This window comes from Streptomyces sp. NPDC050842, assembly GCF_044456565.1.
In the GTDB taxonomy this organism is placed as follows: Bacteria; Actinomycetota; Actinomycetes; order Streptomycetales; family Streptomycetaceae; genus Streptomyces.
In genome coordinates this window covers 172,795-187,964 of record NZ_JBITGA010000004.1, presented here as the reverse complement: position 1 = coordinate 187,964, position 15,170 = coordinate 172,795, and the positions used below count along the sequence as shown (strand labels likewise).

The 15,170-nt window shown below is 71.6% G+C and carries 11 protein-coding genes; 3 read left to right on the top strand and 8 right to left on the bottom strand.

Annotated features, from left to right (window positions below):
- The first annotated feature begins 2 nt into the window (after nucleotides 1–2).
- The 3 genes from ACIBG6_RS13990 (at nucleotide 3) to ACIBG6_RS13980 (ending at nucleotide 4,309) form a co-directional block, all read left to right on the top strand.
- Nucleotides 3–2,342 carry a polysaccharide lyase 8 family protein gene (locus ACIBG6_RS13990; RefSeq protein WP_399222832.1) on the top strand — a complete coding sequence of 780 codons (2,340 nt, stop codon included), beginning with the start codon at nucleotides 3–5 and terminating at the stop codon, nucleotides 2,340–2,342.
- A gap of 164 nt (nucleotides 2,343–2,506) precedes the next feature.
- Complete coding sequence (locus ACIBG6_RS13985) at nucleotides 2,507–4,090, top strand: acyl-CoA carboxylase subunit beta (protein ID WP_317599469.1); 1,584 nt, start codon at nucleotides 2,507–2,509, stop codon at nucleotides 4,088–4,090.
- A gap of 15 nt (nucleotides 4,091–4,105) precedes the next feature.
- Nucleotides 4,106–4,309, top strand: a complete 204-nt coding sequence (locus tag ACIBG6_RS13980) for an acyl-CoA carboxylase subunit epsilon (protein ID WP_399222831.1) — start codon at nucleotides 4,106–4,108, stop codon at nucleotides 4,307–4,309.
- Between the two features lie 163 nt (nucleotides 4,310–4,472).
- Here ACIBG6_RS13980 and ACIBG6_RS13975 read toward each other — a convergent pair whose 3' ends face one another.
- The 8 genes from ACIBG6_RS13975 to ACIBG6_RS13940 form a co-directional block, all read right to left on the bottom strand.
- Nucleotides 4,473–5,054, bottom strand: coding sequence for an ATP/GTP-binding protein (locus ACIBG6_RS13975; protein ID WP_024756258.1), 582 nt, complete (start codon nucleotides 5,052–5,054; stop codon nucleotides 4,473–4,475).
- Nucleotides 5,035–5,583 carry a DUF742 domain-containing protein gene (locus tag ACIBG6_RS13970; protein WP_399222830.1) on the bottom strand — a complete coding sequence of 183 codons (549 nt, stop codon included), beginning with the start codon at nucleotides 5,581–5,583 and terminating at the stop codon, nucleotides 5,035–5,037. Before ACIBG6_RS13970 ends, ACIBG6_RS13975 begins: the two co-directional genes overlap by 20 nt.
- A 93-nt stretch (nucleotides 5,584–5,676) precedes the next feature.
- On the bottom strand, nucleotides 5,677–6,090 hold the full coding sequence (locus ACIBG6_RS13965) for a roadblock/LC7 domain-containing protein (protein WP_053725133.1): 414 nt from the start codon (nucleotides 6,088–6,090) through the stop codon (nucleotides 5,677–5,679).
- Between the two features lie 7 nt (nucleotides 6,091–6,097).
- Nucleotides 6,098–9,421 (bottom strand): nitrate- and nitrite sensing domain-containing protein, encoded by a 3,324-nt coding sequence (locus ACIBG6_RS13960; RefSeq protein WP_399222828.1) that lies wholly within the window; start codon nucleotides 9,419–9,421, stop codon nucleotides 6,098–6,100.
- 371 nt (nucleotides 9,422–9,792) lie between these two features.
- Entirely contained in the window at nucleotides 9,793–10,383 is a 591-nt protein-coding gene (locus ACIBG6_RS13955) for an ATP/GTP-binding protein (protein ID WP_317599476.1), read from the bottom strand.
- Nucleotides 10,364–10,768 (bottom strand): DUF742 domain-containing protein, encoded by a 405-nt coding sequence (locus tag ACIBG6_RS13950; protein WP_024756254.1) that lies wholly within the window; start codon nucleotides 10,766–10,768, stop codon nucleotides 10,364–10,366. The genes ACIBG6_RS13955 and ACIBG6_RS13950 overlap by 20 nt, the downstream gene beginning before the upstream one ends.
- A gap of 132 nt (nucleotides 10,769–10,900) precedes the next feature.
- Entirely contained in the window at nucleotides 10,901–11,314 is a 414-nt protein-coding gene (locus tag ACIBG6_RS13945) for a roadblock/LC7 domain-containing protein (RefSeq protein ID WP_015036421.1), read from the bottom strand.
- A 9-nt stretch (nucleotides 11,315–11,323) separates the two neighbouring features.
- The gene (locus tag ACIBG6_RS13940) at nucleotides 11,324–15,157 is read right to left on the bottom strand and encodes a nitrate- and nitrite sensing domain-containing protein (protein WP_399222826.1); all 3,834 of its coding nucleotides are present in this window, start codon (nucleotides 15,155–15,157) and stop codon (nucleotides 11,324–11,326) included.
- Between the last annotated feature and the right edge of the window lie 13 nt (nucleotides 15,158–15,170).

Genomic DNA, 15,170 nt, shown 5'->3' with positions numbered 1-15,170 from the left:
CCGTGCCCGTCCCCGCCTGGTCCCGTCGTACGTTCCTGATCACCGCCTCCGCCACGGCCGCGGCCCTCGGACTCCCGCTCCCCGCCTCCGCGGCGGAGAGCGAGTTCGAGGCGCTGCGGCTCCGCTGGCTCGACCTCGCGCTCGGCTCCGGCTTCGACGCCGGGGCCGAGCCCTACGCCTCCAAGCTCGCCGAGACGGGCACCCTCGCCCGCGCCTTCCGCGCCTCCATGGCCCCCGCGCCCACGTCCCTCTGGCCCGGCGTCACCTTCGACCCGCCGGCCGGCATCACCCAGAGCTACAGCCGCCTGTGGACCATGACCCAGGCGTACGCGCAGCCCGGCACCGGCCTCACCGGCGACCCCGCTCTGCTCGCCGACGTCCTGACCGGCCTCGACCACCTCTCCGCCACGGTCTACCGCGCGGGCGCACCCCGCTACGGCAACTGGTGGGAGTGGCAGATCGGCAGCCCCCGCCTCCTCATGGACATCGTCGCCGCGCTCCACCCCCACCTCGGCGCCGAACGGATCGCCGCCGCCTGCGCCGCCGTCGACCACTTCGTCCCGGACTCGGTGCTCGCGAACTACAGCGGCACCTCCACCGGCGCCAACCGCGTCGACCTGTGCCGCTCGGTCGCCCTGCGCGGGGTCCTCGGCGCGAACCCCGCCAAGATCGCCCTCGCCCGCGACGCCCTCTCGCCCGTCTTCCCGTACGTGACCCAGGGCGACGGCCTCTACGCCGACGGCTCCTTCGTCCAGCACACCTGGGTCGCCTACTCCGGCACCTACGGGCAGGTCATGCTCGACGGCCTCGGCCGGCTCTTCTCGCTCCTCGCCGGCTCCACCTGGGCGGTCACCGACCCGAACCGGCAGATCGTCCTCGACAGCGTCGAGAAGGCCTACGCGCCCCTGATCTACGACGGCCTGATGATGGACAGCGTCAACGGCCGCGCCATCAGCCGCGGGTACCTCAAGAACGACGACCGGCAGATCATGCGCTCCGACCACTTCCACGGCCAGGGCGTGATCGCCGCGATAGCCCTGGTCGCGCTCGGCGGGGCCTCGCCCGCCGAGCGCGACCACTGGCACGCGCGCGTGAAGGGGTGGATCCGGCGCGACACCGTCTCCCCGATCCTCGCCGCCCGCCAGTTCGGCGTCGCCGACCTCGCCCGGCTGCACGCCGTGGCCGCCGCCCCCGTCGCCGCCGCGCCCGAGCCCACCGGACACCGGCTCTTCACCGCCATGGACCGGGCCGTGCACCGCCGCCCCGGCTGGGCCGCCAACATCGCCATGGCCTCGCAGCGGATCTCGTACTACGAGTGCGGCAACGGCGAGAACCCGCGCGGCTGGCACACCGGCGCCGGGATGCTCTCCTGGTGGACCCCGGACCTCGGCGACCAGTACACCGACTGGTTCTGGCCCACCGTCGACCCGTACCGCCTCCCCGGCACCACCGTCTCCACCCGGCGCCTCGCCGACCGGGCCGGCGGCGAGTGGGGCGCGCCCAAGCCGGCCGTCCGGTGGGTCGGCGGCGCCAGCGACGGCGAGTACGCGGCCGTCGGCCAGCACCTCAAGGGCCTCGGCTCCACCCTGGAGGCCCGGAAGTCCTGGTTCTGCGCGGCGGACGCCGTCATCTGCCTCGGCGCGGGCATCACCGCGACCGACGGCGTGCCCGTCGAGACGGTCGTCGACAACCGCCTCCTCGGGGAGAGCGGCACGCAGGCCTTCACCACGGGCGAGGGCTGGGCCCACCTGGACGGCCACGGTGGCTGGGTCTTCCCCGCGGGCTCCTCGTCCGCGGGCGCGGGCAACCTCCACACCCTCCTCGACGACCGCACCGGCGCCTGGAGCGACATCAACACCACCAGCTCGACCGAGCGCCGCACCCGCCGCTACCGGACGCTCTGGCTCGACCACGGCACGGACCCGGTCGCCGCCTCGTACGCGTACGTCCTGATGCCCGGCGCCTCCCGGCGCCGGATCGCCGCCCGCGCCGCCGACCCCGGCTGGCTGCACGTTCTCGACAACACCGCCGAGCGGCAGGCGGTCGCCGTCCCGTCCCTCGGACTGACCGCGGTGAACTTCTGGGAGGCCGGTACGGTGGGGCCGCTCACCGTCACCGCCCCGGCGAGCGTCCTCGTCCGCCGGCGGCGCTCGGTGCTCGACCTGAGGGTCGCCGAACCGCCCCGCACGGGTCAGCCGCTGGAGCTGGTCTGGGACCGCCCGGTCCGCCGGGTGCTCGCGCACGACCCCTCGGTGGAGGTGCTCGGCACCGGCGGTTCGCTCCGTCTGCGGATCACCCCCGGTACGGCGGGAGCCACGCACCGTTGCGAGATCATCGTCTAAGGCGCTCGATCGTCTATGTGAGAACCCCACAAACACGGGGGGTGCCTGGCTGTTGACTCGGGCTGGACGGGCCACGGTTCTGTCCAGCCCCACCAGGAATCGACACGGGAGACTGTACGGAGTCGACGGCGGGATTTTCTTGTCCGACTTCGTAGGGTCGGTACATGACCGTTGTGGACCAGATCCCGAGCGAGCCCGCTGACGCCCGTGGCCGAGTGGCCGAGCTGCACGTCCTGCGCGAGCAGGCGCTCCGCGGCCCGAGTGACCGCGCCACCGAGGCCCAGCACGCGAAGGGCAAGCTGACCGCTCGTGAGCGCATCGAGCTGCTCCTCGACGCCGGTTCCTTCAGCGAGGTCGAGCAGCTGCGCCGCCACCGGGCGACGGGCTTCGGCCTGGAGGCGAAGAAGCCGTACACCGACGGTGTCATCACCGGCTGGGGCACGGTCGAGGGCCGCACGGTCTTCGTCTACGCGCACGACTTCCGGATCTTCGGCGGCGCGCTGGGCGAGGCCCACGCGACGAAGATCCACAAGATCATGGACATGGCCATCGCGGCCGGTGCCCCGCTGGTCTCCCTGAACGACGGCGCCGGCGCCCGTATCCAGGAGGGCGTCTCGGCGCTCGCCGGCTACGGCGGCATCTTCCAGCGCAACACCAAGGCCTCGGGAGTCATCCCGCAGATCTCCGTGATGCTCGGCCCGTGCGCCGGCGGCGCGGCCTACAGCCCCGCCCTCACCGACTTCGTGTTCATGGTCCGCGAGACCTCGCAGATGTTCATCACGGGCCCGGACGTCGTCAAGGCGGTCACCGGCGAGGAGATCACCCAGAACGGCCTCGGCGGCGCCGACGTGCACGCCGAGACCTCGGGCGTCGCGCACTTCGCGTACGACGACGAGGAGACCTGCATCGCGGAGGTCCGCTACCTCCTGTCGATGCTCCCGCAGAACAACCGCGAGAACCCGCCGACCGTCGCCTCCGAGGACCCGGCGGACCGCCGCTCCGACGTCCTGCTCGACCTGGTGCCCGCCGACGGCAACCGCCCGTACGACATGCACAAGGTCATCGAGGAGCTCGTCGACGAGGGCGACTACCTGGAGATCCACGAGCGCTGGGCGCGCAACATCATCTGCGCCCTGGCCCGGATCGACGGCCAGGTCGTCGGCATCGTCGCCAACCAGCCCCAGTCGCTGGCCGGTGTCCTGGACATCGAGGCCTCCGAGAAGGCCGCCCGCTTCGTGCAGATGTGCGACGCCTTCAACATTCCGATCATCACCCTTCTGGACGTACCCGGCTTCCTGCCGGGCGTCGACCAGGAGCATGGTGGGATCATCCGCCACGGCGCGAAGCTGCTGTACGCGTACTGCAACGCGACCGTGCCCCGGATCAGCCTGATCCTGCGCAAGGCCTACGGCGGCGCCTACATCGTCATGGACTCCCAGTCCATCGGCGCCGACCTGACGTACGCCTGGCCCACCAACGAAATCGCGGTCATGGGCGCCGAGGGCGCCGCCAACGTGATCTTCCGCAAGCAGATCGCCGAGGCCGAGGACTCCGAAGCCATGCGGGCCCGCATGGTCAAGGAGTACAAGGCCGAGCTGATGCACCCGTACTACGCGGCGGAGCGCGGCCTGGTCGACGACGTCATCGACCCCGCCGAGACCCGCCAGGTGCTCGCCCGGTCCCTCGCGATGCTCCGCACCAAGCACGCCGACCTGCCGTCCCGCAAGCACGGCAACCCGCCTCAGTAAGAGGAGCCGACCAACGTGACCACCCCTGCCAATCTTCTCCGTGTAGAGAAGGGCCACGCCGACCCCGAGGAGCTCGCCGCCATCACGGCGGTCCTGCTCGCCCGCGCGGCCGCCCGCCCCGATGAGGACGCGGCGGCGCACGACGGCCGCTCCACGGCCGGCTGGCGCCGCCTGGAGCGCCAGTCGGGCTTCCGCCCCTCCCACTCCTGGCAGGGCTGACCCCCGCCGCGCCGAAGGCCCCCGCTCCCACCCGGAGCGGGGGCCTTCGGCGTACCGCGGCCCGGACACCCGCCGGGATGCCCGCCGGACGCACGAAGGAGGCCCCGCGCACCGACCGGTGCGCGGGGCCTCCTCAGTAGATCCGTACGGACGTCCGTCGGGACTACCGCAGGCGGGCCATGAGGGCGTGCTCGACGAGGGTGATGAGCGCGCTCTTGGCGTCCGCGCGGTGGCGGGCGTCGGTGATGATGATCGGGGTGTCCGGGCCGATCTGCAGGGCCTCGCGGACTTCCTCGGGCTGGTACGGCTGGTGTCCGTCGAAGCCGTTGAGGGCGATGACGAAGGGGAGGCCGCTGTTCTCGAAGTAGTCGACGGCGGGGAAGCAGTCGGCGAGACGGCGGGTGTCGACGAGGACGACGGCGCCGATGGCGCCGCGGACCAGGTCGTCCCACATGAACCAGAAGCGGTCCTGGCCCGGCGTACCGAAGAGGTACAGGATCAGGTCCTGGTCCAGGGTGATACGGCCGAAGTCCATGGCGACAGTCGTCGTCGTCTTGTCGCCGGTGTGCGTGAGGTCGTCGATGCCCGCGGACGCAGACGTCATGACGGCTTCGGTACGCAGCGGGTTGATCTCCGAGACGGCGCCGACGAACGTGGTCTTGCCCACGCCGAAGCCGCCCGCCACCACGATCTTCGCGCTGGTGGTTGAGCGGGCTGCACCGCCGCTAGAGCTTGCGAAGTCCACTGAGCACCCTTTCGAGCAGTGTCACGGCTGGCTGGCCGCCGGCGGCCTCGTCGCCGCCTGGCTGGTGGATGGCGACAAGTCCGGCCTCCGCCAGGTCGGCGACGAGGATCCGGGCGACGCCGAGAGGAATGGAGAGCAGGGCCGAGATCTCGGCGACCGACTTGATCTCGATGCACAGCTGGCAGATCCGCTGGTGCTCGGGCAACTGCCCCTGCAGCCTGGACAGATCGGCCGTGGTGCTGACCAGCGCCTCGATGGCGAGCTGGTAGCGCGGCCGGGTCCGGCCGCCGGTCATCGCGTAGGGACGCACGAGCGGGTTGTGCCCGCCCGAACCGCCCGAGGACGAAGCGCGCGGGGCGCTCGGCGAACCCGCGGGCGTGTGCTGGGCCTGAGGCTGCCGATAGGGCTGCGTAGCGCCCTGTCTGCTCGGGGCGGAGGGAAAGTTGAACCGGTTCTGCGCGGTGTCGCCCTGCGGCGCCTGGTACGCGTCGTATCCGTTGTAGTGGCTTGCGCCCGGGGGTGTTCCCACGTCTCCTCCTCCGACTGCCTCGCGGTTCCATGTCCCTTGGAGCCGCGCCACCGCACCTTACGGTGCGGTGACGTGAAACGCACTGTCTGTCTGTTAGTTGAGAAGACTTCCCTGAAGCTCCGCCCGGAGGTCGGGAGTCAGGACGGATCCCGCGCGGTCCACGAGAAGTGCCATCTCGTAGCCCACGAGGCCGATGTCGGCCTCCGGGTGCGCGAGCACGGCCAGCGAGGAGCCGTCCGAGACCGACATGATGAAGAGGAAGCCGCGCTCCATCTCCACCACGGTCTGGTTGACCGCACCACCCTCGAAGATCCGGGACGCGCCCGCGGTCAGCGAGGTCAGTCCGGAGGCGACGGCCGCCAGCTGGTCGGCTCGGTCACGAGGGAAGCCCTCGGACATCGCCAGCAGGAGTCCGTCGGCGGAGACCACCACCGTGTGGGACACCCCGGGGGTGTTGTCCACGAAGTTGGTGATCAACCAGTTCAGATTCTGCGCCGCCTGGCTCATGCTCACACTAACGCTCCTGGTTGTAGGTACTGCCCGGGCCGAGGCCCGATCCGTTCGTGTCCGTTCCCGCGTTGCGTCCCTGCTGGACGCCGCGGCGCAGGTTGCTCAACCTGCCCCGTACGTCCTCGGGTGCGCGGGAGACCTGGGGGCCGCCCTGCGGCGTCTGCTCCGCCGTGCCCTCGACCAGGTTGGCCTTCGGGACCCGCCGGGGAAGACCGGACGAGGTGACCCCGCCCGCCTTCGGGTCCTTCAGCTTCCCGGCCCGCTGCCAGCGCTCGTCGTTGGCCGAGCGCCAGGCCTCGGGGCCTTCGGCTTCCTTCTGCTGCTCTACCGACCCCGCCGGCTGCTCGGCCTGCGCCGGCTGCTGCGCCTGCGCGGGCTGCTGGGCCTGCGCGGGCGGTGCCTGTCGCGGCGCCTGCTGCGTCTGCGGGGCGACGCTGCCGCGGCGCGGCAGACCTGCGTCGGTCAGCGCGTGGCCGGCATCCGGGGCGGGGTTCGGAGTGGGACCCGGACGGTCGAAGCCTACGCGGTCGGGGGCCTGTTCGGGAGCGGCCGGAGCAGATTCCGATTCCGCTCCGTACTGCTGTCCGTAGCCACCCTGGTAGGCGCTCTGATCCTGCCACTCGCCCTGGTGGGGCTGGGGATCGAACGCGTTGCCGTACTGCTGGTGTTCGACTGCCGGAGTCTCGTACGTGGGTTCCGCATAGCCCTGCTGCGGGTACGCCTCGTAGCCCTGCTGCGGGTACTCGCCGGCGTACTCCTGGGCCTGGCCCTGGGCCTGGCCGTACTGCTGCTGAGGCTGCTGCGCGTACTCCTGGTGCTGCCCGTACTCCTGCGGCTGCTCCTGGTGCTGCGCGTACTCGCCCGCGTACTCCTGGCCGTAGGCCTCGGGCTGCGCGTACTCCTGGCCCTGGCCGTACTCCTGCTGGCCCTGGCCGTACTCCTGCGCCGCGGGCTCCGCCTCGTCGCGGAAGAGCGGACGGTCGCCGCCCTGCACCTGGGCGCCCAGGGTCGCGCGCCGCTCCTCGCGGGTCAGCGAGCGGTTGACCGGGTCGAGCTCGAGCTCGCCGTCGCCCTGCTCCTCGTAGCGCGAGTCGTCGAAGCCCAGGTCGGCTGCGGTCAGCATCGCCTGCGGAGCCGGGGCCTCGAAGGCGCTCTGCTGCTGCTGTTGGGGAATGATCTGCGAGACGGTGAAGTCGTCGTGGACCGGCTGCTCGCCGCCACCGCCGTGCGTGATCGCGTCCGGCAGCATGACCAGCGAGGTCGTCCCGGCCTGCTCGCCCGAGGGGCGGAGCTGGACCCGGATGCCGTGCCGGTCGGCGAGGCGGCCGACCACGAAGAGGCCCATGCGCTGCGAGACGGCGGCGTCCACGGTCGGCGGGTTGGCCAGCTTGTGGTTGATGTCCGCGAAGTCCTCGGCGGTGAGGCCGATGCCCTTGTCGTGGATCTCGACCATCACGCGGCCGTCGGGAAGACGGGTCGCGGTGACGCGCACCTTGGTCTGCGGGGAGGAGAACGTGGTGGCGTTCTCCAGGAGCTCGGCGAGCAGGTGGACGAGGTCGGTCACGGCCTGGCCGTGGATCTCGGCCTCGGGTACGCCGGCCAGCTCGATGCGCTCGTACTGCTCCACCTCGGAGGAGGCGGCGCGCATGACGTCGACCAGCGGCACCGGCTGGTCCCAGCGGCGGCCCGGCTCCTCGCCGGCGAGGACCAGGAGGTTCTCGCCGTTGCGGCGCATACGGGTCGCCAGGTGGTCCAGCTTGAAGAGGTTCTCCAGCTGGTCCGGGTCCGCCTCGTTGTTCTCCAGGTCGGTGATGAGGGTCAGCTGGCCCTCGATCAGCGACTGGTTGCGGCGCGAGAGGTTGGTGAAGATCGCGTTGACGTTGCCCCGGAGCATGGCCTGCTCGGCGGCGAGCCGGACGGCCTCGCGGTGGACCTGGTCGAAGGCGCGGGCGACCTCGCCGATCTCGTCCTGCGAGTCGATCGGGATCGGCTGTACGCGGGTGTCGACCCGGCCGGGCTCGGTACGGGAGAGCTGGTCGACGAGCATCGGCAGGCGCTGCTCGGCGATGCCGAAGGCGGCGGTGCGCAGCTGCTGCATCGAGCGGCTCATCTGGCGGGCCATCATGCCGGCCAGGATGAAGGCGGCGAGCAGGGCGACGACGACGATGCCGCCGATGACCCAGGCGTCCGTCTTGGCCTCGTCGGAGATCTTGACGGCCTCGGACACGGCCTTGTCGACGAGCGCCTTCTCGACCTCGGAGTAACCCTCGAACTTGGCGGTCGCGACGGCCATCCAGGTCTCGGCCGTGATGCCCTTCGACTTCAGGGCCGCCAGCGCCTCGGGGCTCTTGGCGGTGCCGATCGCGGAGGCGACGCCGGAGTAGACGGAGCCGTCCTTGCCCTTGGGCAGCTCGACGTCGGCGGCCTGCATCTGCTTCGCGCCCTCGGCGGCCTTGCCGGCCATGACCTTCTTGAGGAGTTCGACGTCCTCGGGCAGGGCGCCGGAGCTGTACTCGCCGAGGGCGATCTGCTCCAGGTAGTTGTACGAGTTGAACGCCACGGACTGCTGGGCGAAGACCGCCTCCGTCCGGCTGGGCCGGACCAGGAGCTGCGTGCCGATGGAGCGCTGGAGTGACTCGGCGCCCTTGGCCAGCTGGACCGCGTAGACGCTGCGGCCGTAGGTGGTGACGTTGCCGGTGCCGAGACCGAGCTCGTTGGAGAACTCGGTGAGGTAGTGCTGGACGCCGGTGTACCCGAGCTGGGTGTTCACCGGGTCGAGAGAGCGGCTGTACGCGGCCTTGCGCAGCGCGGCGAGCTTCGGCTCCTCGTCCCTGAAGAGCCGCAGTCGGCGCTCCAGGCCCTGGCCCGAGGGAAGGTTCTTGGCGGCCTCGTCGAACCTGAGACGGGCGGCGTCGGTCGCTGCGTACGCCTGCTCGACCGCGTCGGCCTTGCGGTCCTCGGGGGTCTTCGCGGCGAGCAGCGGAGCGGCGGTGAGGTCACGCTCGTTGAGGAGCGCGGTGCTGTACTCCGAGGCGGCCTTCACGATGAGGGCCGTCTTCTCGGCGTCCTGCGCCTCCTGCCAGGTGTCGATGGCCCCCTTGACCTGGAAGCCGCCCATGACGAGGCCGACGAGCACGGGTATGAGGAGGATCGCGTTCAGACGGGTGGGCACCCGCCAGTTGCGCGGCGACAGCTTGCTGGAGCTGCCCGGGGCGGCCGCCGCCGGCGGTGTCACGGGCACGTCCGCGGGGAACACCGCTGTGCGCGACGGCGGGGTGAAGTTGCCCCGTGTCTCCTGCTCCGCGGAGCTTTCCTTGCTGCGCCTCACTCGACCAACAACCTCTCGGCGTCGGCACCTACGTTGTGCCGGTGTTTCGTTCAGGGCCGTACTACTCGGGAGTTCATGAATTGCAGCACGTGAAGGGGTTCCGTTCCAAACAGTGGGAAGCGACCGCTTTCTGGGGTCCAGGCCCGACATAAAACGGGCATAAAGAGCGAGCCCCGCCAAATGGCGGGGCTCATGTGAGCGCAGTGACACCGGTCGGATGCATCGGGTGTCCGAGGCGCCCCAATTCTCTGTCGAAACGTTATGAACGCGAGGGCGTCCGTGTCGAAGGACACAGATCACCCCGCGTGCAGGCATATGACAAACGCACGGGCCCGTCCACGGTCCGACGGGCCGTCCGATCCTGCGGCCCGTTACTTCAGACGGGCCATGAGGGCGTGCTCGACGAGCGTGATGAGCGCGCTCTTGGCGTCCGCGCGGTGGCGGGCGTCCGTGGTGATGATCGGGGTGTCCGGACCGATCTGCAGGGCCTCGCGGACTTCCTCGGGCTGGTACGGCTGGCTTCCGTCGAAGCCGTTGAGGGCGATGACGAAGGGGAGGCCGCTGTTCTCGAAGTAGTCGACGGCGGGGAAGCAGTCGGCGAGACGGCGGGTGTCGACGAGGACGACGGCGCCGATGGCGCCGCGGACCAGGTCGTCCCACATGAACCAGAAGCGGTCCTGGCCCGGCGTACCGAAGAGGTACAGGATCAGGTCCTGGTCCAGGGTGATACGGCCGAAGTCCATGGCCACCGTGGTGGTGGTCTTGCCCCCGGTGTGGGTCAGGTCGTCGATCCCCGCCGAGGCGGAGGTCATGACGGCCTCGGTACGCAGCGGGTTGATCTCCGAGACGGCGCCGACGAACGTGGTCTTGCCCACGCCGAAGCCGCCCGCCACGACGATCTTCGCGCTGGTGGTCGACCGGCTGGGAGAGCCGGCGCCGCCGCTAGAGCTTGCGAAGTCCACTGAGCACCCTTTCGAGCAGTGTCACGTCCGGCGTGCCGCCGGTCTCTCCGTTGCCCGGCTGGTGGATCGCCACCATGCCGGCCTCTGCCAGGTCGGCGACGAGGATCCGGGCGACACCGAGCGGCATCGAAAGGAGCGCCGACACCTCGGCCACCGACTTGACCTCACGGCACAGGTGGCAGATGCGCTGGTGCTCCGGCAGCAGGGTGGCGAGGTGCGCCGGGTCGGCCGTGGTGCTGACCAGCGCCTCGATGGCGAGCTGGTAGCGCGGCCGGGTCCGGCCGCCGGTCATCGCGTACGGACGCACCAGCGGCTGGTCGCCCTCGTATCCGTACTCGTCGACTGAGGCGCCGTACGGATCGTGAGAGGCGGGGGGCGGGGTCATGAATCCTCCGGGCGTGACAGCGAGCTTCCGCCGTCTGATGGGGCCGGTGGGGGGCCGGGTGGGGCGGCCGGACGATGAACATGTTCAGGGCGGTACGGAGGGGCGTACCGCCCTGTCGGTGCGAGGAACCCGCTAGTGGAGCAGGCTGCCCTGGAGCTCCGCACGGAGATCCGGGGTGAGCACGCTGCCGGCCCGGTCGACCAGCAGCGCCATCTCGTAGCCCACGAGGCCGATGTCGCACTCGGGGTGGGCGAGCACGGCCAGCGAGGAGCCGTCGGAGACCTGCATGAGGAAGAGGAAGCCGCGCTCCATCTCCACCACGGTCTGCGCGACGGGGCCCCCCTCGAAGATCCGGGACGCGCCCGCGGTCAGCGAGGTCAGTCCGGACGCGACAGCCGCCAGCTGGTCGGCGCGGTCGCGGGGGAATCCTTCGGACATGGCCAACAGGAGTCCGTCGGCGGAGACCACCACCGTGTGGGACACCCCGGGGGTGTTGTCCACGAAGTTGGTGATCAACCAGTTCAGATTCTGCGCCGCCTGGCTCATCGCGTTCAACTAGCGCTCCTGCTGGTGGTTCGGACCGAGCTGGTGGTTACCCGTGGTCGAGTTGCCCGCCTGCCGGCCCTGCTGGATGCCGCGGCGCAGATTGGTGAGCCTGCCGCGGACGTCGTCTGGTGCACGCGAGACCTGGGGGCCGGCCGTGTGCGCCTGCTCCTGTGCGGTCCCGGGTACGAGGTTGGCCTTCGGCACGCGCCGGGGAAGACCGGAGGTGGTGACGCCGCCGGCCGCGGGCTTGCGCACCCGCTCGGCCTGACGCACCAACTCGTCGTTGGGCGAGGTCCGCCAGGCGGCCCCGCCGTTCTGCCGGCCGTCGACGGCACCGGCACCGGCCGGGCCTCCGGCCGGACGCTGCGCCACCGGAGCGCCCGGGCCCTGCGCCTGCGGGGCGGCCGGGGCCTGACCCTGCTGCTGGCCCTGCTCCTGGTGGAACCAGTTGGTCTCCAGCGTGTCGTACAGCGGCGTACGACCGTCGCCCGCACCGGCCGGCGGCAGCGCCTCCGGACGGCGGGGCTGCTGGAGCTGCGGCTGACGCGGCTGCTCGGCCTGCTCGTTCGCCGGACGCGGGGCACCGAAGTCGGGACCGCCGGTCCGCTGCCGCGGGGCCGGAGCCTGCTGGGCCTGCTGCTGCGCCTGCTGGCCCTGCTGGGCCTGCGGTACGTAAGGCTGCTGACCGAACTGCTGCTGCTGGCCGCCCTGGTAGCCCTGGGGCTGCTGCTGCTGTGCGTGCTGCGGCTGCTGGGGCGCCTGCTGCGGTGCGCCGAAGTCCGGCCGCGCGAACTGGCCCGTGGAACCGGGACCCTGCGCCGCGCCGAAGTCCGGGCGCGGGAACTGCGCCGTCGACGCCGGGTCCTGCACACCGCCCTGGTACGTCTGGATCTGCGGGGCCTGGGGCGCCTGCTGACCCTGCGGGGCCTGCTGCGGCGTCGCACCGAAGTCGGGGCGCGGGAACTGGCCCGTGGAACCGGGGCCCTGGGGGGCCGCCGGAGCCGCGTACCGGCCCGTCGTCTCCGGGTCCTCGTGACCGCGCGGGGCGTCCAGCGGGGTCATCTCCTGCTGCGGGCGCCGGACCGGCTGCTGCGCCGGGTCGTTGCCCCAGCTCGCGGCCTGCGGGCGCTGCTGCTGAGGGTTGCCGCCCGGCAGCTCGGCGCGCTGGGCGCCGTAACCGGCGGGCTGCTCGCCCTGCGGGGCCTGCTGCTGGGCACCCGGTCCGGCCTGCCGGCCGCCCTGGTTGCCCCACACGTCCGTACGGGACGGGATGGCGCTCGCCGCACCGCCGATGAGACCGCCCGCGCCGGGGGCCGGACGCAGCGGGTCCTGGGGTGCCTGCGGCAGCTGCCCGGTCTGGTCCAGCTGCGCGTGCTGCGGCTGCTGGGGACGGGACGGCTGGGGGCCGCCCGTGAGCGGGGCGCCCTCACGACCGGGCAGCGCGGCGCGCGGAGCGCTCGTACCGACCTGGCCGCGGGTGGCACCGGCACCGATCCGACCGGCCGCCGACGAGGGCGCACCGCCGGGAGCGCCCGGACCACCCGGACGTCCGCCGGGGCCACCGGCCGCGCCGGGACCGCCGGGGAGCCGGCCGCCGGGGGCCGAGGCACCCGGGGGCATCGCGCCCTGACCGGCGCCGCCCGGCTTGGGCATGGGCTTCCTGCCGCCCTGGGCGACGTCGACCGGAAGCATGACGAGCGCGGTGGTGCCGCCCGAGTCGGAGGGGCGCAGCTGGATCCGGATGCCGTGTCGCAGGGACAGACGGCCGACCACGAAGAGACCCATGCGGCGGGAGACCGAGACGTCCACGGTGGGCGGCGAGGCGAGCCGCTCGTTGATCGCGGCGAGGTCCTCGGGGGAGAGGCCGATGCCGGTGTCGTGGATCTCGACGAGCACCCGGCCGTCGGGCAGCGCGTGACCGGTCACGCGGACCTTGGTCTGCGGGGAGGAGAACGAGGTGGCGTTCTCCAGCAGCTCGGCGAGGAGGTGCACGAGGTCGTTGACGACCCGGCCGGCGACCTCGGTCGCCGGGACCGCGGCCAGCTCGATGCGCTCGTACTGCTCCACCTCGGAGGCGGCGGCGCGGAGGACGTCGACCAGCGGGACGGGGCGGGTCCAGCGACGGCCCGGCTCCTCACCGGCGAGGACGAGGAGGTTCTCGCCGTTCCGGCGCATACGGGTCGCGAGGTGGTCCAGCTTGAACAGCGAGGAGAGCTGGTCCGGGTCGGCCTCGCGGGACTCCAGCTCGGAGATGAGCGAGAGCTGACGCTGGATGAGGCCCTGGGAGCGGCGCGAGAGGTTGGTGAACATCGCGTTGACGTTGCCCCGGAGGAGGGCCTGCTCGGCGGCGAGGCGGACGGCCTCGCGGTGCACGTCGTCGAAGGCCGCGGCCACCTGGCCGATCTCGTCCCGGGAGTGCACACCGACGGACTCGACGGAGGTGTCGACGTCCTGCGGGTCCGACTCGGAGAGCTGCTTGACGAGCTCGGGCAGGCGCTCCTGGGCGACCTTGGTCGCGGTGTCCTGGAGCCGGCGCAGCGAGCGGATCATGGACCGGGCCACGATGAAGGCGCCGATGAGCGAGACACCGAGGACGAGGAGGATCAGGGCACCGTTGATGATGGCGTCGCGCTGGGCTTCCTGCCGCAGCTCACGCGCCATGCTCTCCATGTCGCCGAGCAGGATGCGCTCGATGCGGTTCATGGAGGTGATCTTGGTGCCGTACTCGTCGGTGAAGTTCAGGTGGCCGCGCTTGGTGCCTTCGGGCATCGCCTCGTCCGACTTCAGCACGCGCTCGGCGTACTTCTCGGCGGCGGTGATCGACGGGTCGCCGTTGTTGAGGACGGCGGTCAGCTCCTCGGCGTCGCCGCCGGTGTCCTCGTAGATGGCCCGGAAGGACTTGAGCTCGACACCCTCGGAGTTGAAGGCGGCCTCGCCGTAGAGGCGGTCGCCCTGCTGGATCTTTCCGGGGGTCCTGTCGCTCGGGGGGAGCGCGCCGGCGATGATCGCCTGCTGGATGGAGGCGTACTCCTTGGCGGACGAGAAGGCGGCGAGCGCCCGGGTCCGCTTGATCATCTCGGGGTTGCTGGTCGCCTGCGCCATGTCCTGGGACAGGCTGAGCAGCGAACGGATGAGACGGCTGTACGCCTCGACCGTCACCGAGTGGGAGACGCCCTTCTCGAAGGCGTTGCCGCGGATCGTGTGGAGCCCGATGACCTGCGAGGCGATCTGGTTGACGTTCTGACGGATGCTCCGCAGCGCGTCGTCTTCCTCGGCGTTCGGGATCTCGTTGGTGGCGTCGAGGAAGGCCTTGTACTCGCGGTCGGTCCGCTTGCGCGGGTTCGCGACCTGGTAGTCGCTGGTGGGCCTGCCGTTGGCCAGCGGGCCGGCGGAGAGGTCACGCTCGGCCTGGAGGGCCTGGGCGAGGTCGGTCGCCTCACGGGTCAGCTTGGTCAGCAGCTGCATGTGGTCGAGCTGCTCGATGTCCTTGAGCGACTCGCTGATGCGGATACCGCCCAGGGAGGTGGCCGCGACCACGGGCAGGGTCAGCAGGGCGACCAGACGCGTGGAGATGCGCCAGTTGCGCAGGGCTATTCGAGGGCCGACCTCGTTCTCGGCCTTGGGCTTGGCGGGAGTCGCGGCGGGCTCGGCCGGCGCGGCCTTGGCGCTCGCGCGCCTGCCGTCGCCGCCGTCGCCGGACGGTCCGTGACCCTGGTTGGGGGTGTGCGAGGCCGAGGGACCGCGGTCGGTCCCGGCACGCGGTTCCTGCTCCGCCGGAGCTTCGGCTCGGCCCTGACGGGCCTGGGGAGACCCCGAGCCATCCCTCTTGAAACGTCCCTGCACTAGCGTCGCAACC

Bases quoted from the DNA above. Each gene is read 5' to 3' on its own strand.
- ACIBG6_RS13985 (WP_317599469.1), top strand. From the start codon at position 2,507: ATGACCGTTGTGGACCAGATCCCGAGCGAGCCCGCTGACGCCCGTGGC.
- ACIBG6_RS13965 (WP_053725133.1), bottom strand. From the start codon at position 6,090: ATGAGCCAGGCGGCGCAGAATCTGAACTGGTTGATCACCAACTTCGTG.
- ACIBG6_RS13950 (WP_024756254.1), bottom strand. From the start codon at position 10,768: ATGACCCCGCCCCCCGCCTCTCACGATCCGTACGGCGCCTCAGTCGAC.
- ACIBG6_RS13945 (WP_015036421.1), bottom strand. From the start codon at position 11,314: ATGAGCCAGGCGGCGCAGAATCTGAACTGGTTGATCACCAACTTCGTG.